Origin of the sequence: Paenibacillus glycanilyticus, assembly GCF_023715145.1 — a bacterium.
GTDB classification, from domain to species: Bacteria; Bacillota; Bacilli; order Paenibacillales; family Paenibacillaceae; genus Pristimantibacillus; species Pristimantibacillus glycanilyticus_A.
This window is the reverse complement of record NZ_JAMBNP010000001.1, coordinates 430545-453364: the sequence shown is the minus strand read 5'-3', so window position 1 is coordinate 453364 and position 22820 is coordinate 430545. Positions and strand designations below refer to the sequence as shown.

Genomic DNA, 22820 nt, shown 5'->3' with positions numbered 1-22820 from the left:
CGTTTGTAGGGGTATTTTTACTTGGTACTTTGCTTTTCTTGCTATCGCAATCGCTTTTACTGGCAATGAATTCAAATAAACGGTCGGTGGAGGCAATAACATGAAGGTGCTGGCTTACTCTATCCGCGTTTTATTAGTGCTGGCTACAATCGGCGCGCTGCTGTTGCTCGCCATCGCTTTTCTATTCAATGATACCGGAGAGTCAGCCCATACACTGCTTGCCATTTGGGGAGTTTATCCATTACTCGGACTCATCCTTATCATTGTGAACGAGATTTTGCTGCGAAAGGCGTACGTAAATCGTTCGTTTCGAAAGATTTACGGTCTTTTTTGGGCATGCATCTTGGGAGCGGGAGCATGCGCCTGGGCGATATACAACTATTTATAAAAGAATACGGAATGGCAGGCATACGGGGCGCAACGGCAGTTGCTCCCTTTTTTTAATGAAGCTAACGGGCTAGGCGGGACGGGTATTTATTATCGCCCTCTCTACTGCCGGAGGAACACTTCCGCTTCACCTACAATATGATGAGTCTAGAAATCTAAAGAGGTGAGTCAATGGCAGTCGTAAAAGCCAGGAGTCAGGATATTGATATGTTGGCAAGGTTGCTTCGCGCTGAAGCTGAGACCGAAGGCGAAATGGGCATGCTCCTTGTTGGCAACGTTGGCATTAACCGAATAAGAGGCAATTGCTCCGACTTTAGAGATATCCGGACAATTCCCCAAATGATCAACCAGCCGCATGCATTCGAGGCGTTGCAGCATAGTTTGTATTATCAAGGAGCAAGAGACAGGGAGCGCCGTCTAGCGCAACGGGCTGTAAACGGAGAGAGGAATTGGCCAGGCGAATTCTCGCTGTGGTATTTCCGTCCAGGATCGTTCGACAATCCCGGACCATGTCCGCCAACTTGGTATAATCAGCCGTTCGTTGGACGATGGAAGAAGCATTGCTTCTATCAACCGACCACGAAAGAATGCGAAAATATTTATAATACGTAATGATATCAATGAAAAGAGCTCATTAGATGAGTGCCGCGTATATCGCGGCTTCTTTTGGTTTCGGGGGTGATATGAATTTGCGCTTCATGTTGTGTCCTTTTTACGCAACAAGAAATCAAATATTATCGTCTACTATGAAGGAAAGTGTAATAAACAAATAGACTCAATAAAAGTCTAGGAGAAGATGATATTGAAACGAATATTAATTCTAATTATATTATGTGTAATTACAGCGGGATGTTCGGCGGGCAATGAAGCAACCGTAGGAAAGCCGGCTACATATAAGGAAACAGTTGGAGAGTTGGCGTATGAGATAAATTTGAATAAGAACAGCTATGATAGGAATGATGAAATCGTAGTAAATACAAGAATAACAAACTTGGGAGAAGAATCGATAAACTATGTATCAGGCAGTTCTAGTTGTCCTAACCGTGCAATCGTAAAAATATCTAATGTCAAAACAAACGCTGAATTAGCGATAAAACCGTATGGGCCATGTACGGATGACCTAGGTACATCTCAATTAAAACCTGGTCAAACCGTAGAAGATACACACATTTTTGTTGCTAAAGTATATGAAGAGTCTGGTCTAAAGACTGCACGACCCGGAAAGTACGATATAGAAGTGAAATTGCCAGAAGATTTAGATATGACTGGAAATAATCATTCTGCTTCAATTAAATGTCTAAGTGTAAAAACACAGACAACACTGGTTAAATGACAATCGTTCTTCTAAAACGGATTAATGTATGTCAATAGATTTGAAACATGAAACAGAGCGCAGCGTTTGCTGCTTTTTTTGTCGGTACAAAGGTTAAAGTGGTTCCAATATGTGGTATTATTTCAAATGAGGTGATTTATTGAGCAAGACAAATATTGCTTATTACAGTTCGTATATCCCACAAGTGGAAAGGTGAGTATATGAAAGGCTCAGTAAATATATTGGGAGTGCCCTTTTCAAAACTAACGCTGAATGAAACGACACAACTGTTAAATGATCATATCGGTAAAGAAAGGCCAAAGATGTTTCATTTAATAACTGCGAATCCAGAGATCACAATTGCACATGAGACGGATGAGTTGCTTCAAGTAATAATGAAAGAAGCGGATTTGATAACTCCGGACGGGGTTGGAATTGTCATGGCTTCCAAAAGAAAAAGGGATCCCATTTCTGAGCGTGTCACTGGTTTTGATTTACTACTTCGTCTCTTAGACAGTGGGAACGTAAAAGGTTGGAGTTTCTATTTTCTTGGTACGGATGAGGAAACGAATCAAAAAGCCGTAGATGAGATTCGCAAACTATATCCAAACGTGGTAGTTGCAGGACGGCATAATGGTTTCTTCTCCCAAGACATAGAGACAAACATTCTGAGGGAAATTCAGCATTCCAAACCTGATGTACTTATTATTGCAATGGGTGCACCCTACACTGACAAGTGGATTTATAAGAATAAGCATAAACTTGATGGTGTTAAGGTTGTTTTTGGTGTTGGGGGAAGTCTAGATGTACTTGCTGGTAAAGTAAAGACTACACCTCCTATTTGGAAAGAATTGAATCTGGAATGGCTGCATAGGCTACTTACAGTTCCTGTTGCAAAGGGGCAAAAATCACGGTGGCGGCGACAATCTGCGTTACCAAAGTTTTTTTATCGAGCAATCATAAAAAAGTAATTGGCGCGAGTATTGTCGGGTAATAATCGGCAGCTCTTCGTCCTTATATAAGTAAGACAAATTAAGGAGGAAACTATGCAAAGAAGAACGGTTGGCGTCATTCTATTATGTATCTCGGCCTTTCTTTATGGAATAAGGTATCTATCGGCTGCCATCTTTGGATCAGGAGTTACCTCTTGGAACCGTCAATTATTTGATGAAATGTTAGAGTCTGTAGGCAATGGACCATTAATCATGAGTTTGATTGCATTAATCGCTGGAGTTGGATATTTAATTTTTGCAGAAGTTGAAATCTCCATTGCCAAGGATATTAAAAAAATCAAAGACAATTGGAATCGTGAGCTATAAATGAATACGGAGCTGTGCAACGACTGGGTTCGCGAAGGTAAGATCATGAGGGGCTATAAGCAAGAGGGGATTATGCAATCTTGAAAACAAAAGCAACAGGTCCGATAATGCAACCTGTTGCCAACTTTGCTACATATTCGTTCGTTAAGCACTTACACCTTGACTCCATTTGTAAAAGCCGTATCCCTGTCCTTCAAAGTACTCTAGAAACCCATTTCCTGCTTGTATAGGTTCAAGTGTTACCTTAATCGATTTAGTCGTGTCAAGCATATGAATGAGCTTACCCACCCATTCTCCATTTGACATTTCTTCTTTTACTTGTTGCATCGTTTGACTTACGTACATGCAGTTCCACCTTTCTTGTGCCTCATAGTAGTGTGACAGCCGTCTATTTATCCCCTGTACGTTTAGCTATCAATTCAGGTATTCATAGTTTATGCCGCTATTCGATTATATAGAAGGCGACGAATAATTAATGTCACATTCCGTTGTCGCTTATTAGGTAGTTTTATCGACTGTGTTGTTCCGTTCAATCGTGCGGTTCGCAGCCATATATGGGCAGCAGATCAGAATAGGATCTGCTGCTTTTTTTTGACGGATTTTTTCGAATAGATAAGTCCTTAAAAACAAATACTCCCCTTATGGAAATAAGGAGGATTTGCCATCAGTGTCTAACATTGGAGAAAACAAAATTCATTTAAATGAATTAATTTCATAATTCCAAAGCCTTACTGTACTTAAGTTTTTAGAGCATGAAAGAGGGGTGCCTCCCCAAATCCCGAAGTGTATAGTCCCCCTACCAGACACTGATGAGAAAGGTGTTCGGTGAAAATAAAGTTGTAGACTACCGGTGTTGATTCTACTCACTTTTTATCTGGAAAATCGTTTGCCTTTTGAAAATAAGATTTTAGACTATACGATTCTAATAAACAAAAACCCAGTCAAAACACGAAAATAAAGTGTTAGACTGGGTTTTTATTTATTGTACTCTTGTTTCCGACTAGCACTTCTAGGCATCACGACCTTTATTGTTTACTTTACAACCTTGTTTTAAGTCCATGATAGATTTTATAGAAATACCCAACATCTACTTAATCAATGTAAGTATAATCTCTACAGAATTATCAATAAAAGATCGTTCTGGACGAGATTTCATCATTACGGTAAGTCCGATTAACGATACAACTAGTGTCTGTGCTAATGCTTTTGCGTTCATGTCGGTTTCAAGCTCACCTGATCGTAAACCTCGTTCAATCGCTTCTTGAAATATGGCCGAAAGATACATCTGATGTTCCCTTGTAAGAATTTCAAATTTCTCATCATGAGGAGCAAGTTCCACCATCGTATTAATGCAAAAGCATCCCCGATTGCAACTTTCTGAATATCCTTCTTCCACAATACTCTCAAAAAAAGTGCGAAATCCTTCTTTTACGGATGAACGATTCTGAAGTTTAGCTCGAACATTGGAAGAGTGATAGGTTGTATATTTCCGCAGCGCGGCTTCGAATAATTCTTTCTTGTCACCAAAGGCGGAGTATATGCTTGGCCGCTGAATTCCCATTCTGGATGTTAGATCACTTAAAGAGGTAGCTTCGAATCCCTTCTCCCAATATATTTGCATAGCTGCGTCTAATGCAATGTCTACATCAAATTCCCGTTGCCGAACCATGACAGCACCCCTTTCCATATCGTTCAGTATGTTATGATTTTAAGCTTTGAAGGATATGCTGTCAAATCAAAGTCCCTTCACACAATGATTTTTGACATCTATCTATTGACAGCATGTATTTGTGCGAGTTATATTTACACTGCATCATAACATACTGAACGGTATAATATACTGATTGGTATAATATTTAAGTTAAAGAAGAATGGATGTGTGAAAAATGGAGATGCTCGAAGAAAAAGCGGCAGTTATTACCGAAAATGATTGCGATATAGAAGAGGATACAACACAAGGAGAATACACCGCATCCGATTCCGTTCCTGTTACTAAAATGTCTCGTTATGTGGCACTGTTGTTTGCAACCGCCTGCGGGTTGGCTGTCGCCAATATCTACTACGCGCAACCGCTGCTGGACGCTCTGGCGAGCGAGTTCGGTATTGCCCATTCATCCGTTGGCATTGTCATTACCATTACTCAGATTTGTTATGCACTGGGACTGTTGCTGTTGGTACCGCTCGGCGATCTGCTGAATCGACGTCGGCTGATCCCCGGTCTAATGCTATTATCTGTGTTGGCTCTTGTTGCGGTTGGCATCGCCCCAACCAGCACGGTGCTGCTCACAGGCTTGGCTGCGGTTGGACTGCTCGCTGTAGTAACACAGGTGCTCGTGGCGTTTGCAGCGACTTTGGCTGCCCCTGTCGAGCGCGGACGAATAGTCGGCTTGGTGATAAGCGGAGTAGTGATCGGTATTCTGCTTGCGCGAACCTTCGCTGGCGTATTGACAGATCTCGCCGGTTGGCGTTCGGTTTATCTCGTCTCAGCGGCGTTGATGCTTGTCATGGCTGGTGTGATGTTCCGTGTGCTGCCGCATGATGAACGCGAAAGAGCGTCACTAACCTATCCGCAGTTGCTTCGTTCGGTACTCGCTTTGTTCTTGCAAGAACGAATCTTACGCGTCCGCGCCGTACTGGCTTTGCTAATTTTTACCGCGTTCAGCACATTGTGGACTTCGCTGGTGCTACCTCTAAGCAGCCCGTCGCTGTCGCTTTCGCATACCACTATTGGAGCGTTTGGTCTCGCTGGAGTTGCCGGAGCATTAGCGGCATCTCGGGCAGGGCGGCTCGCCGATCGAGGTTTAGGACAGAGGACCACCGGCGTAGCGCTGACCTTGTTGCTGGTATCATGGTTGCCAATTAGCTATACCGAACACTCGCTGCTTGCATTGATCGTTGGAATACTCCTCCTTGATTTGGCGGTGCAAGCCGTACATGTCACGAACCAGAGTTTGATCTATAACGTGCGTCCAGAGGCACGCAGTCGGCTCACTGCCGGCTACATGATTTTCTATTCCATAGGTAGCGCCACCGGTTCAATTGCTTCGACTAGTATCTACGCTTACGCTGGCTGGAACGGAGTATGTTCGTTGGGTGCCGCTGTCAGTGCTTTGGCCCTCTTATTCTGGGCATTGACCCGCCATCCGCGGGCTGTCATATCGAAATAATGATTATGCCTCGCCTTAGCCCATCTTTTATATCACACAATTAAGACGTCTATGCATTAGGCTTTTGCCTGTACAGACTCCTATTCAGTGCTATTATCACGACCAATAAACGAAAAACGCTAACAGAACAGATTTTTGTCACATGATTATGACAAGAATCTGTTCGCAATGGTATTGGATATCATTCTTGTCATCCGACAAATGGAGGGTCACTTTAGACGCCATAACGCCGGAGATTCTCCGCGCTTGCGAAAAAGAACTCGAAGACAAAGTGAAAAAGGAGCTTGAGGCCGCAATCATTAAAGCGCAAAAGGAGTGCAAGTCAGACTTTCTAGGCATTGGGCAATTCTTTTATCAGCAGCATCGTAAAGAATGGAAAACGAAATATAAACCGACATGGGATCAGGTTTTTCCTACGGTACCTATACATGTAGACGTTAAGATAAAGATACTTAATTCGGGAACCAAGATAGTTCCGTTAAGCGAACAATGATTGCTGCTTTCTCAAAAATGAAAATAAAATACGCCGGCCATGGACAAGCGCGTCCATAGCCGGCGTATGAGTATAAAGGAGTAGTCCGTTTAGTTGATGCCCGCCAAGAAGCTCTCATAGGAGGAAATCATCTTATCCATCCTGGCGTTTAACTCTTCGTCGATTGTCTGAAGCTCCGGTCGTGCTTCGAAATACACGAGTGATTGTCTAATGCCCCGTTCGAAATTCGTCGTGGCCTGATAGCCAGGCACAAAGGCTTTGATTTTTCGATTGTCGACGACATAGCTATTGCTTACGTCCCCGAATAATCCGCCCTTGAACTCGGGCAAAAACAACGAAATGCATTCCGACGTCATGTGAATGGCATCCGGCTTAACGCCTGCCGCTTGGCCGATTACGGCAAGATACTGGTTCCATGTCTTAACCTCGTCCGAAGTGATGTGGAACGCTTGGCCGAGTGTCTGGCTATTGCCGAGCAAGCCGACCAAGCCTTTGGCGAAATCGGTATTGTGCGTAATCGTCCACAGCGAGGTGCCGTCGCCCGGAACGATGATTTTCTTGCCATTCCGTATGCGGTCGATCAGCGTCCAAGGATGCGCCCCGCTCGTTACCGCAAAAGGGATCGTCGTCTCGCCGTATGTATGTGAGGGCCGGACGATCGTCGCCGGGAAACCCATCTCCCGGTAAGCCCGCAGCAAGCGTTCTTCGCAGGCGATTTTGTCGACCGCATACGGCCATCCCGGGTTATGCTGGGGCGCCGACTCATCGAAGAGATAATGGCTTGGCGGACGTTGATAGGTAGCTACCGTGCTGATGAGGATGTATTGATCTGTCTTTTCCGTGAACAGCTCGACATCCCGTTCGATATCCTCGGGCTTGAAGGCGATCCAGTCGACCACCGCGTCGAAATGTCTTCCATCCAGCAGCTTCTTCATGGCTGCCCGGTCGTTAATATCCCCGTGAAGCACAGTGGCTCCTTCGGGCACAAATCCTTCCCGGCGGCCCCGATTCAAGAGATACAGCTCCACTCCTTGTTGCAGCGCCAACTTCGAGGCTGCAGTACTGATGAGACCCGTTCCTCCGATAAACAGCACTTTCACCGCTATCGCTCCTTTGATTGATAGATTCCTTCGCTAGTTATTGTAGCACACCCAGTAACCGTGAATAGTGTTTCAATAATCAAAAAACCGCGCCTCCATTGTTAGAAACGGCTAACGACGGAGGTGCGGTTTGTTCAAGCTTCATTCCGTTTTAAATCTTCATGGATGTATCGGATAAGCTGATCCTTAATAACCGTTATAGATAAGTTGTGAGGGAAGAGCTTTAGCATCAATACCGCTCCCTCAGCAGAGGAAAGAATAAATAATGCGGCTTCCTTAGGATCAATATGGGACTTAATTTCCATCTTGGATTTCCCTGCTTCGATAATCGTTTCAAGTAAATTGAGCAAGAGTGTCATGGCTTCCTGGGCATTTTGAAATAAGGATGGGGAAGCCGAATTTGCTTCGACAGCCGCATTCGCAATGGGACAACCGCCCGGGAAATCCAAGTCGCAATAAAGCGTGACGAATGCGATCAGTTTATTAACCGATGTCGTTTCTGCTTCGAGGGCCGCATGAATTCGTTCATCAATGAGCGTGCAGCAATACTTAAATGATTCCACCATGAGTTCTTCTTTATCTTTGAAATGGTTATATAACCCGCCTTTTTGCAAGCCTGTTTCATTTGTAATTTCAGCCAGCGAAGTCGTCAAATAGCCTTGGCGGTTAAGCAATAGAGCAGTTTTTTCAATGACGCTTTGCTTTGTTTTCTCGCCTTTACGAATTTCCTTTCCCTCCATTCAAGTTTCTCGCATTCAGATCAACACGTTCCTTTTATTTTAACATAAATGGTTGATTCTGAAAAAATCAACGAATACAAAGCAAATATAAGTTTAAAAAAAGCTGACACCGATGGAGTATCGGCGTCAGCTTCATATATGGAATGAATGGCAAGGGTTTATCACTATCTATAATCTGGAGTCATGGTCTCAATCCGCTTCACTCGATAATTTCTCCCAAGCGTTAATTTCTTCGATTCTTTTGCTAAACGCGTTGCGGATGCTGTGGGATGCAAAGGAACCAACAGGGAAGTGAAGAGGAGGATTCTCGCTGTTAATCATATCGATAATCGTCTTCACGGCCTTGACGGGATCTCCTATTGTTAACGAAGATATCCCTTCGTTATAGGCTGCATAGACCGAATCATATTCGGGCTTTCTGTCGGTATGTTCAAGCGAATGTCCCAAGAAGTCGGTAGCGAATACGGCTGGTTCAACGATTGTGGTCCTGATGCCAAATCCGGCAAGTTCACTTGCCATGGCTTCGGAAAACCCTTCTACAGCAAATTTTGATGCAGCATAAAGGCTGAACGGCGGCATTGACCAAGTTCCAAAGAAGGATGAAAGGTTGACGTAATGCCCGGAGTTTTGATTTTTGAAAATTGGAAGGGTTGCGCGGATCACATCTAATACGCCAAACACATTGACATCAAATTGCTTTCTAATTTGTTCATCGGAATATTCCTCGATCATGCCGTAGAGACCATAACCCGCATTGTTAACAACCACATCGATTCTTCCGAATGTATCGACAGCCTCTTGAACGGCGGTTTTGATTTGTTCTTTGTTAGTTACATCAAGCGAAATAAGGCTGACTCTATCCGGGGCAATCGATTTGAAATCTTGAATGGCTTCCAATTTACGCGCTGTTGCAATAACTCTATCTTCCGTCGTTTGAAGCAGCTGCTCTACAAATTGTCGGCCGAATCCTGTTGAGGTGCCCGTAATAAACCATACTTTACTCATAAAATAATTCCTCCTCTGATAATGAAGCTTGCGGCTTATAGAAATTGATAATTCTTTTATAAAAAAGACAGACCGTTCATTTTTATTATAGTCATAAGCAGAGATTAGTCAAATAAAAACTTCTTGCTATAAGCTCGAAGATTTCATGCGGAATAATCGTGATTTAACTGATCTATCGTTTCTATAGAAATGACATTATTGATTAATCATCTTGAATTTCATAGAATGAGCTTGTGCAAGGGTGAAAGGAGGACAAAGCATCGAAACTTATGATCCAGGTATTCGGTTGCCGGTTATCGCTCAGGCGACTTGATTTATTTCATAGTTTGTTCATACAATGATTTTATGACTAATGAAAAAATGTTGAATGACGAGAGCAGAGCCCGAATTTTCAAGGCATTGGCCGATGAAACCAGATTAGAAATTATCCGGAATCTATATGCCAATAAAAAAGAAATGAACTGCGGAGAAGTGGGAGACATACAAGGAACTTCGAAATCGAATACTTCGTATCATTTGCGTACATTAAGGGAGGCGAAATTGATCAAGGTACGAAAAGAAGCGCAAACGAGGTATATGAGTATCGATACGGAGACCTTTCAAGCTTACTTGCCCGGATTTCTGGATACTTTGTAGAAAGAAATCTTCTTTTTTCGCCCTATAGTTCAAAACTTATTGAACTACAAAATATATTGCTTTTATCTAAAATGATACGGGAGTGAACAGACATGGCCGAAATGCTAATCATTAATTCGCATCCGAAGGTGGATTCCGATGATTCATTCAGTTTGAGGGTATTTAAACATTTTTTGAAGGCGTATAAGGAATTGAATCCTTCGGCAGCAATCGAGCAGATCAATCTTCATGAGGAGCATATTCCCTTGATTGATCGCACCGCTCTTGAGGCGCGGGAGAAATTGGAGGAAGGAACGGCGCTCACGGAATCGGAACAAAGCATTGTGGATCGCGGCTACGAGATCATCCAACAATTCAAAGAAGCTAAAAAGTACGTTATCGTTATGCCCTTGCATAATTTCAACATACCGTCGAAGCTAAAGGACTATATGGACCATATTATGGTTCCTCGAGAAACCTACAAGTTTACGGAACAGGGATCGGTCGGTTTATTGGATGATGGCCGAAGCCTTCTCGTTATCCAAGGGAGCGGATCAATCTATACCAATGACGACTGGTACAATAAGGTTGAATTCTCGCATAAATATCTGAAAGCCATGTTCGATTTCCTGGGCATTAAAGATTATCAAATCGTAAGAGCACAAGGGACTTCGATTAAAGCTCCCGAAGAGGTATTGCAAAAGGCTTATCTCGATGCGGAGGCTGCCGCTAATCGTCTGTCGGTTGCCGCCTACTGACGCGGAAAGAAATGCTTCTTTTTTTTGCAACGTAGTTCAATACTTTTTGAATTACTACTAAATTAGAGAGAAATGGGGGGGCCAATTTGGGGAAATTAACGGTTTTATTATTTATGATCATGTTCTTTATCGGCACGGATACATTTTTGATTTCACCTCTGATCCCGACTCTCCAGGAATTGTTTGATATCCCGACCGCATATTCCGGTTGGATGGTAGGTGCTTATGCTTTAGGCTATGCCCTGTTTGCATTGATTGCCGGACCGCTCTCGGATGGATGGGATCGCAAAAAAGTCATGTTTTACGGCATGCTCGCTTTTTCGGTATCCACCATATTATGCGGATTTGCCACGGGCTTTTGGTCGATGTTTTTATACCGTTTCTTGGCGGGAATCAGCGCAGCGTTTACCTCGCCTCAAGTTTGGGCTTCCATTCCCGTGTTGTTTCCTGCGTCCAAGAACGCCAAAATATTCGGAGTCGTTATGGCCGGCTTGGCTGCTGCTCAAGCGTTCGGCATTCCGATCGGAGGACTGCTTGCTTCCACCCATTGGTCTTATCCTTTTTATGTAATCGGCGCTTGTTCCCTCGTGGTGTCGATATTTATCCATTACGCTTTGCCTTCCATGAAACCGAACCAAAATCAAGGCACCAGGCCGCCGATATTCAAAAGATATCTCCCTTTATTGAACAGCAGAATCGCTAGAAGATCCTTTCTGGGACATTTCTTGTTTAACAGCGGATTTATGGCTGCCTTTTCGTTTATTGGCAAATGGATGACGGACAGATTCGAGCTTTCGGTTGATCAAGTAGGGTACGTGATGTTTTTTCTTGGTGTCGGTAATCTGGTGGGGAGCTTTGGCGGTGCTTACGTGATTCAAAAGTTCAATCGGTTCAATACGCTGGTTGCGGGCTTTCTTCTCGCCACCGCATGTTTTATCGTATTGCCTTTCTTGCCCTCGGTTGCGGCGTTCGATGGTGTTTACTTTTTCGTATTTTTGAACATGGGAATCGCTTTTCCGTTAATCATGGGGCTTCTCACCTCGTTAAATCCGACGATTCGCGGCACGATCTCAAGCTTGGGCAATTCGATCATGTATGCGGCGACCACAATCGGCTCTTGGATTGCAGGCTTGATTTATGCCGCGTTTAACGGTTTTGTCGGCGTCGCCTTATTTGCTGCTCTATGCTTTGCCGGTGCATTGTTCTATTTCGTATCCAGCGGTATTCTGTCTAGTCAAGCGGAAACCAAGAAGAAGCTTATTGCTTCATAAAACATTACAATAGCAGAGGTGATTTCGTTGTCTACTTATATACTCATTCACGGTGCTTGGCACGGAGCTTGGTGTTGGGAGAAAATCGTTCCTGTGTTAGAAAGCAACGGACATCGCGTAATAGCTATAGATTTACCCGGTCACGGTGAAGACCAAACCCCCGTATTAGACGTAACGCTCGATCTATATACAGATCGCGTGGTAGCAGTTATTGATGAGCTTGACGAAGAGGTTATTCTAGTCGGGCACAGCATGGGCGGGATTGTTGTATCGCAAGCAGCAGAGTACCGTCCGAATCGAATTAAATGGATTGTTTATTTAACCGCGTTTCTGCTGCAGAATGGTCAAAACATGATCATCATTCCGCCTAATCCGAATATGCAGGTGTCAGAAGATCGCCGCACCATTACCGTTCCCGCTGAGAAAGCAAAGGATACGTTCTACAATAATTGTCTGGATGAGGATGCCGTTCGGGCAGCGGTTCGATTACGGGTGCAATCTTTGAGTCCGTTTGTGACGCCATTAAACTTGACGGAACAAAATTTTGGCCGAGTTCCTCGCTACTACATTGAAGGCCTTCGAGATCAAGCCATACCTATCGATCGGCAGAGGCAAATGCATGCTGCATCTCCCTGCAAGAAAGTATTTTCGCTGGATACGGACCACTCGCCGTTCTATTCCATGCCAGAACAATTAAGTAACATCTTGCTCAACATTGATTAAATGACATTTCGTGCGTATAGGGGGAAAGTTCCGTATACCAGGACCAGCAAATGCGAAATATAGAACTATTCATTGTTATAAGGATAATGAGTGAGTAAAGGGGAAGTTGTCGATGTCGAATTTAATTGCGGATATTAAAATCCCTGATAGTAAGCTGGCTGTTGAAGCAGCTGAGCTATTGCGCGAGCATGGCGACGATCTGCTATGGAACCACTCCAACCGGGTATTTTTGTTTTCAGCTATGAAGGGCAACCTTAATCAAATTAAATACGATCCAGAATTGCTTTATATCAGTTCGCTATTTCACGATATTGGCCTCACTCCCGCATTCCGGAGCGATGACAAACGATTTGAGGTTGATGGAGCTAACGCGGCACGCAGTTTTCTAAAATCCCGCGGCGTACCGGAAGAATACATCCGGCTGGTATGGGATGCCGTAGCCCTTCATACTACCGTCGGTATCGTCGAATATAAGGAAACCGAAGTAGCCCTTATGAATTTTGGAGTCGGATACGATGTAGTGGGGAAGAACTTCGATCTCATCTCGGAAGAAGCGCGGGAGCAGATCGTCAAGGCTTTTCCGAGGAACAATTTTAAACAAGACATTTTACATGCGTTCCTGGAGGGCTTCAAACACAAGCCGGAAACAACATACGGGACGATCAACGCGGACGTGTGCGAAATGTTTCTTCCGGGATATAAACGACCGAACTTTTGCCATAGTATTCTTCATTCCAGATGGGATGAGTAAGCCGGTTTAGAATGAGCTGCACCTTCATTTGTTAGGCATCACTAACAATGGAGGTGCAGTTTTTTTGTCTGCATGGCCGTGAAGGAATTGCTCGACTAAACGGCGAAGAAGTTCGGCAAGGAACCACGGTTAGAAGAATGCGTGAATGGAGGAATGGTAATGGTACAGATCCGAAGATTGACAGGCGCTGAAATGCAGGAAGCTGTCCGCTTGTCAGATGCAACATTCCGCGACGGCGATCAGCTGTCTATGGGACAATTGTTTCCGTTTCTCTTCTCCGATGCGGCTATGCATCTATCTTACGGCGCGTTTGAGGAAGACGGAAAATTGGTATCGTTTATGGGCGTTGCTCTATGGACGATCAGAATCGGCGAAGCCGCGCTGCGAGTAGCCTCGCTTGGTTCCGTCTGTACGGACCCTTCGGCAAGAGGAAAGGGTTACGCAAGTCGGCTTTTGGAGGAGGTTCAATCCTTCACGCGGCAAGCAGGAGCCTCCTTGCTGCTTGTCTCCGGAGATCGTTCACTGTATACGCGGGCAGGCTGCGCATTGTTCGGGAGACTTAAACGATACCGCATGAATGAATGGCAAGCGGAGTCGTTGTTAGACAATTCCGATGTGAATAACGAGATCCGGGAGATGCGACCGGAGGATTTGTTTGCCATGCAGGAGGCTGCGGAAAGCCGAGAGATTCGCTATCAGCTTGGGATCAACGAGTTCGGCACGCTGCTGAAGGCAGAAGCAATGGCAAGCGTATATAGAATGAGTCAACGGGTTCTGGTACAGGAGTCATGCGATAGGATATCAAGCTTTGCGATTATTGGAGTATCGACGGAGGCGAATCCAAGCGGGGCAGTTCTGGAGTATGCCGGTGATTCGGCTGAGGTCGCGAGACTGTTCGCCGATGCTGTCAGCCGATACGGCTTGCAATCGTTGGAGATTCCCGTTCCGTGGCACGAGAAGGCTATTCAAGCGCAGTTGTCTGCAATTCCGTCGTCGCTGGATGGTCAACCAGGCACCGTCTGTATTCTGAACGGCGAAGCCTTGATCGACCAATTATCTCCTTGGCTTTCGCAGCAAGCAGGTCCAAACGGTCTTCAGTTGAACCGGAAGGAGAACGGCAGCTGGCAATTGGCAGAACTTACAGGCGGAAATCCGGTAGATTTGAGCGAAGTGGAATTGATCAAGTTGATCTTCGACCATGCCGGAACGGAAGAAGTGCCGCTGCCGTCTGCAGCCCAAGCCTATAAGGAGGTATTCCCGATTCCGTTTCCGTACACGGCAGGCTTGTGCTTTATATGAATGCTTGATCGATAGATTAGTATAACCTATCCACTAAGGGTAAGCACCTCCGGGTTCCGCGTGAGCAGGCTCCGGAGGTGCTTTAATGCGGGTATGATGCACAAACAATTAGGACGTTTATTGAAAGTCATGAGTTAAGCGATTAACATGCTGATAAGGAAAGGAGGGGAAATTGAAAAAATGGCGGTGCCTCATTGAATTGGACAAGTATTTTATGGTCAATTGCGGGATTATTCGTGCTCATCATTGTGATTTTTATGGTTATAAATAATAGGAAATGATTTATTCTGAGTGAAAGTTAATAGGATAGGAGTGAGAGCTTGAAGCATTTGTACAAAACGTTCATCTTCTTGATCGTAATTATGTTGTTCACGGCCGCTTGTTCCTCCAAAAAGGAAGAAGAATCCCACGCACATGCCGATTCGGATCTCCTGGAAACAACTTCGTCTACCAAAGTACTTCCTGCCTTTTTATCTAGTCAATCCGATGAGGTTCGTACCGTGTATCAACTGGCCGCAGCAACAGAGGACATCCTTCAATGGATACCTTGCTATTGCGGCTGCGGCGAAGGTCACGGTCATAAGAACAATTTCAACTGCTTTATTAAGGAGACTAAGGATGACGGTTCAATCATCTGGACGGATCATGGAACACGCTGCGGGGTATGCCTGCAAATCGCTGTTCAGTCCGCCCAAATGAAACAGCAGGGAGCCACGAACAAAGAAATTCGGAAGTTTATTGATGAAACCTATAAAACGGGGTTTGGTAAGCCTACTAAAACGCCAATGCCGCCTACATAGCCTGAATATCCTCCGTCAAATCTGATAGGAGGATAAAACCGGCACACATATTAGCGAATGCTAATATAATTCATATTAGGAACTATTGGTGGAGGGATTAAAAGGATGAAAGCCAATTATGAAGTCAAAGCCAAATTCATTCGCGGCTTTAGCGATAAGACGAGGCTTCAAATACTGGAGTGCATTAAAAACAAAGAAAAAACAGTATCTCAAATTGTCGATGAGCTAAACGGCAATCAGTCTAATATTTCACAGCATTTGGCCTGTCTTAAGGGCTGCGGAATTATCGTTAGCCGTCAGGAAGGCAAGTATATTTTTTATAGCTTAAGAAATGCGGAAATCGTTCAATTAATGAACATTATGGAGGCTGTTTTTGTTCAGGTGGAAGGGGAAGTCGCAGCCTGCGATAAAAATGATGAACGGGATTGCTGTTCTAAGCCGTAAGGGGGAATCTCATTATGAGCGTGGATAAGGCAAAAGAAGATCATGCCGTCGGAATAAAAAGGGAGTATATCATACATGGGATGGACTGCGGCTCTTGTGCCTTAACGATCGAAAATCATCTTAAATCCCAACCAGCCGTGAAACAGGTCAGCGTAAATTTTTCTTCGGGCAAAATGACAATCGAGCATGACGGATCCGTGGAGGAAATCATAAAAGAGGTATCGAAAGCGGGATATACAGCCTCTCTCGTCTCGCGAAAACAACCGGTAGAAGCAAAAAAAGACAAGTCGGGGACAAATCGGGTTGTTTTATCGGGAGTCTTATTGCTGTTTGGATTCATCGGATCGTATACGGGCGTTTCGGAAGCGTTGATGAATGTCCTGTATGCAGCTGCCATTCTTATTGGAGGATACAAGCCGGCGAGAAGCGCCTATTATGCGGTGAAGAGCCGATCGTTAGACATGAACGTATTAATGACGGCTGCCGTTCTTGGCGCGGCTGCAATTGGAGAATGGCTTGAAGGCGCAACCGTGGTATGGCTGTTCGCGTTGGGCAACGTTCTTCAGGAACGGTCTATTGAAAAGACTCGAAACTCCATTCGCAGCCTGATTGATTTGACGCCGCCCGAAGCATGGGTGAAGAGCGGTCAACATCTATTAAGAAAGCCGGTTGAACAAATTTCGGTTGGGCATGTGATTGTCGTTAAACCAGGCGATAGAATCCCGCTAGACGGAGAAGTGATCAGTGGGGAGTCCAGCATTAATCAGGCTCCTATAACCGGGGAATCGATCCCTGTCGATAAGCAGCCCGGGGATCTGGTCTATGCTGGAACGATCAACGAGCATGGATCTTTGGAGATCAAGGTTACGAAGCTCGTCGAGGATATCACGATATCCAAGATCATTCACCTGGTCGAAGAAGCTCAAGAACAGAAAGCGCCTACCGAAGTCTTTGCAGACAAGTTTGCTCGAATCTATACGCCAATCATCTTTATTCTGGCACTTGGGGTTATGCTATTTCCGCCTCTCTTATTTGAAGCATCTTGGAATGATTGGCTTTATAGAGGACTGGAGCTGCTCGTTGTAGCTTGTCCTTGCGCGCTTGTGATTTCTACGCCTGTGGCGATTGTGTCCGCAATCGGCAACGCGGCCAGGAACGGCATCCTGATTAAAGGAGGTGCATTCCTGGAGGTTGCGGGACGAATGACAGCGATTGCCTTCGATAAGACGGGTACTTTAACGGAAGGGAAAGTCAGTGTTTCTCAAGTGATACCTGCCGGAATAACGACGGAAACTGAATTATTGTCTATCGCGTTTACCTTGGAGGAGTATTCCGCGCATCCTATAGCGAAGGCCGTTGCGGATTTTGCAAAAGATAGAGGATTGCGTGCCCGGCGAGGTGAGAATTTTAGAAACATGGTAGGCAAAGGGGTTAGCGCCAGCATTGACGGTCAAGAATACTTTGCAGGAAACCTCAAGCTGTTTCAAGAGCTTAATAGCCCGATAGGGGACATGGAATCGCAGATCGGCGTACTTAGGCAGGAAGGACATACTATCGTAATTGTGGGCACTCGAGAAGAGCTGCTAGGGGTAATTGCCGTTGCGGACCGTATTCGGAATTCTTCCGTGAAGGCTATGAACGATCTCCGAAGTGTCGGCATTAATCAAGTTGTCATGCTGACGGGAGACCATGAAGGCAGTGCGAGGAAGGTTGCCGCTCTAACGGGGGTGAATCGTTATTTCGCCGATTTATTGCCCGAGAACAAGGTGAATGCAATTAAGCAGATGCAGGCGGAGAATCAAGTTGTCGCGATGGTCGGTGACGGCATTAATGATGCGCCTGCCCTTGCAACGGCCAACCTGGGAATAGCGATGGGCGGTGCCGGGTCAGATACGGCCATGGAGAGCGCCGACATCGTTCTTATGGCTGATAATTTAGAGAAACTGCCCCATACGATTAAGTTAAGCCGTAAGGCTCTTCAGATCATTAATCAGAATATCTGGTTCTCACTGATTATTAAGGCAGCTGCTTTGATTCTTATTTTTCCGGATTTGCTGACTTTATGGATTGCGGTGATAAGCGATACGGGAGCCGCGTTGATCGTAATATTGAACAGTATGAGGCTGTTAAAATTGAAAAGCGATGAAACAACCTCGTAACCGATTTATTTTACGGATTGGAGCAAGCCTAAAAAAGAGGATAACACGGCAACGATCGTATAGACAGTGAATAATCCCCTTTTATTTCTTCTATAAGCTGTGAATAAAAGAAAGAGCGAGATCATTCCAAGAATCATGCAAACGGTGCCTATCAAATTCCAACTCCATTGAAGGGCCAAATCTTTCAAATGAGGGTGAAAAAGCCTGATTAGAATAGAGGGGACTGGATCCTCAGATTCCGTCTCGTGGGGAGGTTCCTGGCTTCCCATAAAAGCAGTGGATACAAGAATGAATAAAGCAACAATACTCTCCGCTTTGAGCCACGACTGCAAACCGCGTGCATTCTGACCGTTTGCATAGACTTTGGTCAGAAAGCCGTTCATAAATGCCAGAAATATAAGCGGAATAAACAACAGATGCTTGAGCAGCAAAGCGGCCCCGTAATTTATTCCCCATGAGCTGATATAGCCAACCTCAATGATAATGGACATCATGACTAAACCAGCCGCCACGATAAGGAGCATGCTTAAGATGGATAGCGGCGTATACCAGCGGGTAAAAGCTTTCCAATTCCAATTTCCCTTCCTAAACCATGCGATAGCAATGAGTATGCCAAGCCAAGCGGAAACCGCGCCAACATGAATGGACTGGGACATCAGTCCCCATGTTTTGGACAGCGTTGCCGGGTGACTTGCCCATCCGTGAACAAGAACCAAACATACCCAGATGCAGGCTGCACTCCATTTTGAAGTTTTATGTTTCAAGCCATTATAAGAAATAGTCATAAATAAAGCGCTGCCCAGTATAAACATCATGATCCAAGCACGTCCGAAGGAATAGTCGCCGAGTACGATCAGGAGGACTTCCGCGAATGACATTTGGGGTGCAAAATCCATTAGTATAACGGATGTTCTCACTATGGACGCAAATGAAAACAACGGTATTCCAATAGCGGCAAGCTGCACCAATCGAAAGGGCATGCTCATTTCCGGTTTAAGATTAGCTGGAACAAACGCTAGTATCAGATAACCGGCGGAGATCGCAAACGAGAGGTAAAGAACAGTTTCAAAAAAATAGATATACAATGAATCAACTCCAAAAATAAGGGATGAACATACTGGGATTAATCTTACCATGAAAGCCAAACGGAAATAAGCTGCTAGCCAGATAAGAGCAGTTAGCATAGTCAAACAGCAGCAGTCAATTTTTCGCCCATGACTGCTGCTGTTTGATTTGTTGGTTCGGTCAAATTATTTATAAATCGTAAAGATGAAATCCGTGTCCGGCTGCTGCTGCCAAGTCGTTCCGCCATCGTTGGAATACTGGGCGATGCCGCCGGCATAGATGTCTTGATTGACGTAGCCGAACCCGTATTTATTATCCGTTGAACCGTCATCCAGCGCGTTTGGCGACCGGTAGATCAGACCGTATTTCTTGTTGACATCGAGCCCCTTCAGTCTCGGATAGATCGAATAAGGCTGCGGAGATCCCAAGATATTGTAGGGAGGAATAGCCGCCGTGAACAATTTCTTGACAGGTTTAAGGTTAGCGTCCAGCTCTACGATGTCCAGGTACAGATTATCTTCCGGCATCTTGTTGACATAGCTTTCATAGTAGTAGACGTCCAGTTTCGGTAAATTGCCGCTTGTCAGCGTGAACGTTTGCATTCTTTGGACTTGAGCTCGAATGTCCGAGTAACCCGAGTACGAGACGTTGCTGGTGTCCTGCGCAATAACGTAGCCCGTATTCCCAGGGATGTTATAAGCCTCGATTTCGGTCACCGAGTTAAGCCAGTGGGCTGTTTTTATATATAGCCTGACTTTAGAAGTTGTTACGGTAGGGAAGTCCAGCAGTCTTCGGTCTCCAAGCACCAAACCTTTTGTCAGATCGACGTACTTGGATGCAGCAGCATCCCAATATTGAAGCGCGTATTGCCAGGCTTGGTATTCTTGCTTGTCGTAGCCATATTCGTTAACGACAACGCGATTTAGGGCAGTTGGCGAGCCGAAATCGATTTCCAGCCATTCGTCGTTGGTTCCCGGCCAAGCGGCGCTCCAGCGCGTTGAAAGATCGCCGTCAATCACTTTGGATGCTTCGTAACCTTCGCTATAGTAGCTGGAAGCCATTGCATGGACTCCGGCACCGCGCGCCAGATTGACGGGAGCATCAACGCCATCGCCTTTGCCTTTATTGGAGATGCGAAGGATGATGGATTCGCCGGGTTTAAGAATGCGCGAGAAACTTCCCGTGAACGTCCCGAGTTTGGTTTGGCTATAAAGCTCGGAAATCGCGTACGGAGCGTTTTTATTTAATTCAAGATCTTCAAAATTCACGACAACAGGCTTGTTGTTGTACATATCCCAGTTAGAAATCCCGACGATGGTGCTTTTGCCGTTGTCTTTATTGTCTATCATATACGCGACGGACGGAGAGCGCTCGCCTTTATGGTAGAAATTCGTCATGCTGACCGGCTTGGCGGCTTTTCCCAGACTCGATACGTCCATCAAGCTTGGGTTAATCGCGATTGTTTTCATCCGGTCTTCGGAGACCATCGTTGCATTATCGCCGATCAGCCAATGTCCTCCGCCTAGTACAATGGCCGTAGAGAGGAGCGTGGCTTGATTCAGCGTCGTTTTGCCGTATACGCCTTGAACGACGTTTTCCAATATCGCCATGTCGCCGTCGTTGTATTTGTATAACGTACCGTTCGTCCACCAAGAGGCAGCCGCGTTAAACGCCTGGCGTTCCATGCCCGAATATTGAATGCCGGCATTATCGTTTAAGCCGATTGTCGTATCGCAGCCGCTTCTTCTGCTGTGTGCATAACCCGAAGGCAGCAACGGCGCGATCGACTCGTGAATGAATATTTTTTGAGGGGCGGCCAGCAGCGTATCGCGCATGGCTTCCATACCGATCCGGTATGCCTGCATCCCGTTTTTCGTTGCGTCGTGGAAGCTGCCTTCAAACATGCCGAAGTCAAGGAAATCCAGCTTAACGTAATCGAATCCCGGCTCTACGAAGTAATAGTTCATCAGCCAGATAAGGTAGGCCTTTCCGCCCGGATGGGTCGCATCGACAATCGGCGTATTAAGATAAGACATGATATTTTGGCCATTCGCATCTTTAAGCGCGATTTCGTCAAACGTATAAGAAGTGGTAGGCACGGTATCGGTCAGCTTGTCCCAAATCGCGAATGGAGCCGCATAGGAACCGGCCTTCATGCCTTTGCCATGTACGTAATTCACGTAATCATGCAGATTCTCGACGACCGTCTTGTCTTTGACGCCTTTGTAGCAGCAATCCAGATTCATATAAGTATAGCCGAGCGATTTGAGGTTCGCCGCGAAGTAATCGGTCATGCTAAACAGCGCGTCGGCCGTGCCGTAATCGTTAATATAATAGTTATAAAAGGTATTGTATCCTTTCGGAACCGGTTCGCTCCACGGCAGCATCGGTTCTCCGGCGGAATAGACGTTGCCGAACGTTTCCAGTCCTGTCCGATAGTCATCGAAGTAGCCTAGGAAAAACAAGTCCGAGGATACCGAGGTGCCGCTTTGCCGACCACCGGCATTATAGACGGAAAAGCCGGTCAGCGGCCCGTTCTGGGCGGTTGCTTGCCCGAGGTGCTGCATGCTTTTCCAATTCTTCGTCGTGGCCGCGCCTGCGACGACTCCGTTCCTACCGGCATCGTCGAACATAGCAGCGACCCAATAGCTTGTTCCGTTAAAGCTGCTCCAGACGTCATCAACGCCGTAAGGCTTGTCGTATCCGTTCTGGCTTTTTCCGAAATCGCTCACTGGCGCGACGCCAAAATCGTAGTTGTTCGTGTAAGGCGTCGTATAGATCCGCTTATCGTTGCCCGGACCGATATCCAGATTGTCCGACGCGATGGGTTCAAGAATGTCGATCGATTGGCTGGTCGAGTTGTTTACCGTCATGTCGGCGAGTATGTACGACTGGTTATCGTACATGGTAAGGCGTAAAACGATCGTCGAGCCGGCGTCCAAGACGTTTGTAATCGTAAGCCGTTTGCCTTTCTTGCCGTATTGATCGTTGCCGATCGACGTCCAGGATGCCGTTCGCGTTCCCGGATCATAAGAATGAACGCGCTCCGTCGAATCGGCCGCTTGATAATCCGAATAGAAATTATTAATGAGGGTCGTTGAGCCTTTCTTGAAAGCTCCGCGTCCGGTGGATAGATCGTAAGTAACGGCAATGGAGCGATTATCAGCGGTAACTACCGAACCCTTTTGCGAAATCTTAAAGCTCTCGGCATCTGCAGACGCATGGCCGACGGGGAGTATGATCGAAAGTAAGAATAGAAAAACGAGCAATCCGTTAACGAGTCGTTTCATTAATTGCTTCCCTCCAATAAGGATAGTAACCTCTCGAATATTTCAGCAGTTCGCAATCATTCGTTCCTCCTTCCCCAAAGCTTTGTCGTACGATAGAGCACGTACTTGCCCCTATCTTACTG

The 22820-nt window shown here is 45.6% G+C and carries 23 protein-coding genes; 16 read left to right on the top strand and 7 right to left on the bottom strand.

The window, feature by feature from the left end; translation table 11 throughout:
• Nucleotides 1-100 precede the first annotated feature (100 nt).
• From M3194_RS02105 to M3194_RS02085, 5 genes are all read left to right on the top strand, one after another.
• Nucleotides 101-388 (top strand): hypothetical protein, encoded by a 288-nt coding sequence (locus M3194_RS02105; RefSeq protein WP_251651368.1) that lies wholly within the window; start codon nt 101-103, stop codon nt 386-388.
• Between the two features lie 170 nt (nt 389-558).
• The gene (locus M3194_RS02100) at nt 559-999 is read left to right on the top strand and encodes a cell wall hydrolase (RefSeq protein WP_251651367.1); all 441 of its coding nucleotides are present in this window, start codon (nt 559-561) and stop codon (nt 997-999) included.
• Between the two features lie 190 nt (nt 1000-1189).
• Nucleotides 1190-1720 (top strand): hypothetical protein, encoded by a 531-nt coding sequence (locus tag M3194_RS02095; RefSeq protein ID WP_251651366.1) that lies wholly within the window; start codon nt 1190-1192, stop codon nt 1718-1720.
• 200 nt (nt 1721-1920) lie between these two features.
• On the top strand, nt 1921-2670 hold the full coding sequence (locus M3194_RS02090; protein ID WP_251651365.1) for a WecB/TagA/CpsF family glycosyltransferase: 750 nt from the start codon (nt 1921-1923) through the stop codon (nt 2668-2670).
• Between the two features lie 75 nt (nt 2671-2745).
• Nucleotides 2746-3018 (top strand): hypothetical protein, encoded by a 273-nt coding sequence (locus tag M3194_RS02085; protein ID WP_251651364.1) that lies wholly within the window; start codon nt 2746-2748, stop codon nt 3016-3018.
• 144 nt (nt 3019-3162) lie between these two features.
• Here M3194_RS02085 and M3194_RS02080 read toward each other — a convergent pair whose 3' ends face one another.
• The gene (locus M3194_RS02080; RefSeq protein ID WP_251651363.1) at nt 3163-3363 is read right to left on the bottom strand and encodes a hypothetical protein; all 201 of its coding nucleotides are present in this window, start codon (nt 3361-3363) and stop codon (nt 3163-3165) included.
• Between the two features lie 742 nt (nt 3364-4105).
• Nucleotides 4106-4687 carry a TetR/AcrR family transcriptional regulator gene (locus tag M3194_RS02075; protein WP_251651362.1) on the bottom strand — a complete coding sequence of 194 codons (582 nt, stop codon included), beginning with the start codon at nt 4685-4687 and terminating at the stop codon, nt 4106-4108.
• Nucleotides 4688-5015: 328 nt separating this feature from the next.
• Between M3194_RS02075 and M3194_RS02070 the strand changes: the two genes are divergently transcribed.
• Together M3194_RS02070 and M3194_RS31575 are read left to right on the top strand one after the other, a co-directional pair.
• Nucleotides 5016-6185 carry an MFS transporter gene (locus M3194_RS02070; RefSeq protein WP_397334276.1) on the top strand — a complete coding sequence of 390 codons (1170 nt, stop codon included), beginning with the start codon at nt 5016-5018 and terminating at the stop codon, nt 6183-6185.
• Nucleotides 6186-6327: 142 nt separating this feature from the next.
• Nucleotides 6328-6678, top strand: coding sequence for a Ger(x)C family spore germination C-terminal domain-containing protein (locus M3194_RS31575; RefSeq protein ID WP_397334258.1), 351 nt, complete (start codon nt 6328-6330; stop codon nt 6676-6678).
• Nucleotides 6679-6767: 89 nt separating this feature from the next.
• On the opposite strand, the gene M3194_RS02065 is transcribed toward M3194_RS31575, so the two are convergent.
• The 3 genes from M3194_RS02065 to M3194_RS02055 form a co-directional block, all read right to left on the bottom strand.
• Nucleotides 6768-7778 carry an SDR family oxidoreductase gene (locus M3194_RS02065; protein WP_251651360.1) on the bottom strand — a complete coding sequence of 337 codons (1011 nt, stop codon included), beginning with the start codon at nt 7776-7778 and terminating at the stop codon, nt 6768-6770.
• Between the two features lie 134 nt (nt 7779-7912).
• Complete coding sequence (locus M3194_RS02060) at nt 7913-8518, bottom strand: TetR/AcrR family transcriptional regulator (protein ID WP_251651359.1); 606 nt, start codon at nt 8516-8518, stop codon at nt 7913-7915.
• A 189-nt stretch (nt 8519-8707) separates the two neighbouring features.
• Nucleotides 8708-9523 (bottom strand): SDR family NAD(P)-dependent oxidoreductase, encoded by an 816-nt coding sequence (locus M3194_RS02055; protein WP_251651358.1) that lies wholly within the window; start codon nt 9521-9523, stop codon nt 8708-8710.
• A gap of 345 nt (nt 9524-9868) precedes the next feature.
• Here M3194_RS02055 and M3194_RS02050 point away from each other — a divergent pair, with 345 nt between their 5' ends.
• The 9 genes from M3194_RS02050 (at nt 9869) to M3194_RS02010 (ending at nt 18343) form a co-directional block, all read left to right on the top strand.
• The gene (locus M3194_RS02050; protein WP_251651357.1) at nt 9869-10159 is read left to right on the top strand and encodes an ArsR/SmtB family transcription factor; all 291 of its coding nucleotides are present in this window, start codon (nt 9869-9871) and stop codon (nt 10157-10159) included.
• A 92-nt stretch (nt 10160-10251) separates the two neighbouring features.
• Entirely contained in the window at nt 10252-10896 is a 645-nt protein-coding gene (locus tag M3194_RS02045) for an FMN-dependent NADH-azoreductase (RefSeq protein ID WP_251651356.1), read from the top strand.
• A gap of 86 nt (nt 10897-10982) precedes the next feature.
• Nucleotides 10983-12167 carry an MFS transporter gene (locus M3194_RS02040; RefSeq protein ID WP_251651355.1) on the top strand — a complete coding sequence of 395 codons (1185 nt, stop codon included), beginning with the start codon at nt 10983-10985 and terminating at the stop codon, nt 12165-12167.
• Nucleotides 12168-12194: 27 nt separating this feature from the next.
• A complete protein-coding gene (locus M3194_RS02035) occupies nt 12195-12890 on the top strand; it encodes an alpha/beta fold hydrolase (protein WP_251651354.1) in 696 nt (231 codons plus the stop codon).
• Nucleotides 12891-13002: 112 nt separating this feature from the next.
• Nucleotides 13003-13641, top strand: coding sequence for an HD domain-containing protein (locus M3194_RS02030; protein ID WP_251651353.1), 639 nt, complete (start codon nt 13003-13005; stop codon nt 13639-13641).
• 159 nt (nt 13642-13800) lie between these two features.
• A complete protein-coding gene (locus M3194_RS02025; protein ID WP_251651352.1) occupies nt 13801-14940 on the top strand; it encodes a GNAT family N-acetyltransferase in 1140 nt (379 codons plus the stop codon).
• 362 nt (nt 14941-15302) lie between these two features.
• The gene (locus tag M3194_RS02020; protein WP_397334275.1) at nt 15303-15740 is read left to right on the top strand and encodes a PCYCGC motif-containing (lipo)protein; all 438 of its coding nucleotides are present in this window, start codon (nt 15303-15305) and stop codon (nt 15738-15740) included.
• A 105-nt stretch (nt 15741-15845) separates the two neighbouring features.
• Nucleotides 15846-16184, top strand: coding sequence for an ArsR/SmtB family transcription factor (locus M3194_RS02015; RefSeq protein ID WP_311289372.1), 339 nt, complete (start codon nt 15846-15848; stop codon nt 16182-16184).
• 14 nt (nt 16185-16198) lie between these two features.
• A complete protein-coding gene (locus tag M3194_RS02010) occupies nt 16199-18343 on the top strand; it encodes a heavy metal translocating P-type ATPase (RefSeq protein WP_251651351.1) in 2145 nt (714 codons plus the stop codon).
• A gap of 5 nt (nt 18344-18348) precedes the next feature.
• Here the strand turns inward: M3194_RS02010 and M3194_RS02005 are convergent, their stop codons facing one another.
• Together M3194_RS02005 and M3194_RS02000 are read right to left on the bottom strand one after the other, a co-directional pair.
• Nucleotides 18349-19428, bottom strand: a complete 1080-nt coding sequence (locus M3194_RS02005) for a copper resistance D family protein (RefSeq protein ID WP_251651350.1) — start codon at nt 19426-19428, stop codon at nt 18349-18351.
• A 165-nt stretch (nt 19429-19593) separates the two neighbouring features.
• The gene (locus M3194_RS02000; RefSeq protein WP_251651349.1) at nt 19594-22698 is read right to left on the bottom strand and encodes a discoidin domain-containing protein; all 3105 of its coding nucleotides are present in this window, start codon (nt 22696-22698) and stop codon (nt 19594-19596) included.
• Nucleotides 22699-22820: the final 122 nt, after the last annotated feature.

Coding starts and splice junctions, on each gene's coding strand:
- M3194_RS02105 (WP_251651368.1), top strand. CDS start 101: ATGAAGGTGCTGGCTTACTCTATCCGCGTTTTATTAGTGCTGGCTACA.
- M3194_RS02100 (WP_251651367.1), top strand. CDS start 559: ATGGCAGTCGTAAAAGCCAGGAGTCAGGATATTGATATGTTGGCAAGG.
- M3194_RS02090 (WP_251651365.1), top strand. CDS start 1,921: ATGAAAGGCTCAGTAAATATATTGGGAGTGCCCTTTTCAAAACTAACG.
- M3194_RS02085 (WP_251651364.1), top strand. CDS start 2,746: ATGCAAAGAAGAACGGTTGGCGTCATTCTATTATGTATCTCGGCCTTT.
- M3194_RS02080 (WP_251651363.1), bottom strand. CDS start 3,363: ATGTACGTAAGTCAAACGATGCAACAAGTAAAAGAAGAAATGTCAAAT.
- M3194_RS02075 (WP_251651362.1), bottom strand. CDS start 4,687: ATGGTTCGGCAACGGGAATTTGATGTAGACATTGCATTAGACGCAGCT.
- M3194_RS02070 (WP_397334276.1), top strand. CDS start 5,016: ATGTCTCGTTATGTGGCACTGTTGTTTGCAACCGCCTGCGGGTTGGCT.
- M3194_RS31575 (WP_397334258.1), top strand. CDS start 6,328: ATGATTATGACAAGAATCTGTTCGCAATGGTATTGGATATCATTCTTG.
- M3194_RS02060 (WP_251651359.1), bottom strand. CDS start 8,518: ATGGAGGGAAAGGAAATTCGTAAAGGCGAGAAAACAAAGCAAAGCGTC.
- M3194_RS02055 (WP_251651358.1), bottom strand. CDS start 9,523: ATGAGTAAAGTATGGTTTATTACGGGCACCTCAACAGGATTCGGCCGA.
- M3194_RS02050 (WP_251651357.1), top strand. CDS start 9,869: ATGACTAATGAAAAAATGTTGAATGACGAGAGCAGAGCCCGAATTTTC.
- M3194_RS02045 (WP_251651356.1), top strand. CDS start 10,252: ATGGCCGAAATGCTAATCATTAATTCGCATCCGAAGGTGGATTCCGAT.
- M3194_RS02030 (WP_251651353.1), top strand. CDS start 13,003: ATGTCGAATTTAATTGCGGATATTAAAATCCCTGATAGTAAGCTGGCT.
- M3194_RS02025 (WP_251651352.1), top strand. CDS start 13,801: ATGGTACAGATCCGAAGATTGACAGGCGCTGAAATGCAGGAAGCTGTC.
- M3194_RS02020 (WP_397334275.1), top strand. CDS start 15,303: ATGTTGTTCACGGCCGCTTGTTCCTCCAAAAAGGAAGAAGAATCCCAC.
- M3194_RS02015 (WP_311289372.1), top strand. CDS start 15,846: ATGAAAGCCAATTATGAAGTCAAAGCCAAATTCATTCGCGGCTTTAGC.
- M3194_RS02010 (WP_251651351.1), top strand. CDS start 16,199: ATGAGCGTGGATAAGGCAAAAGAAGATCATGCCGTCGGAATAAAAAGG.
- M3194_RS02000 (WP_251651349.1), bottom strand. CDS start 22,698: ATGAAACGACTCGTTAACGGATTGCTCGTTTTTCTATTCTTACTTTCG.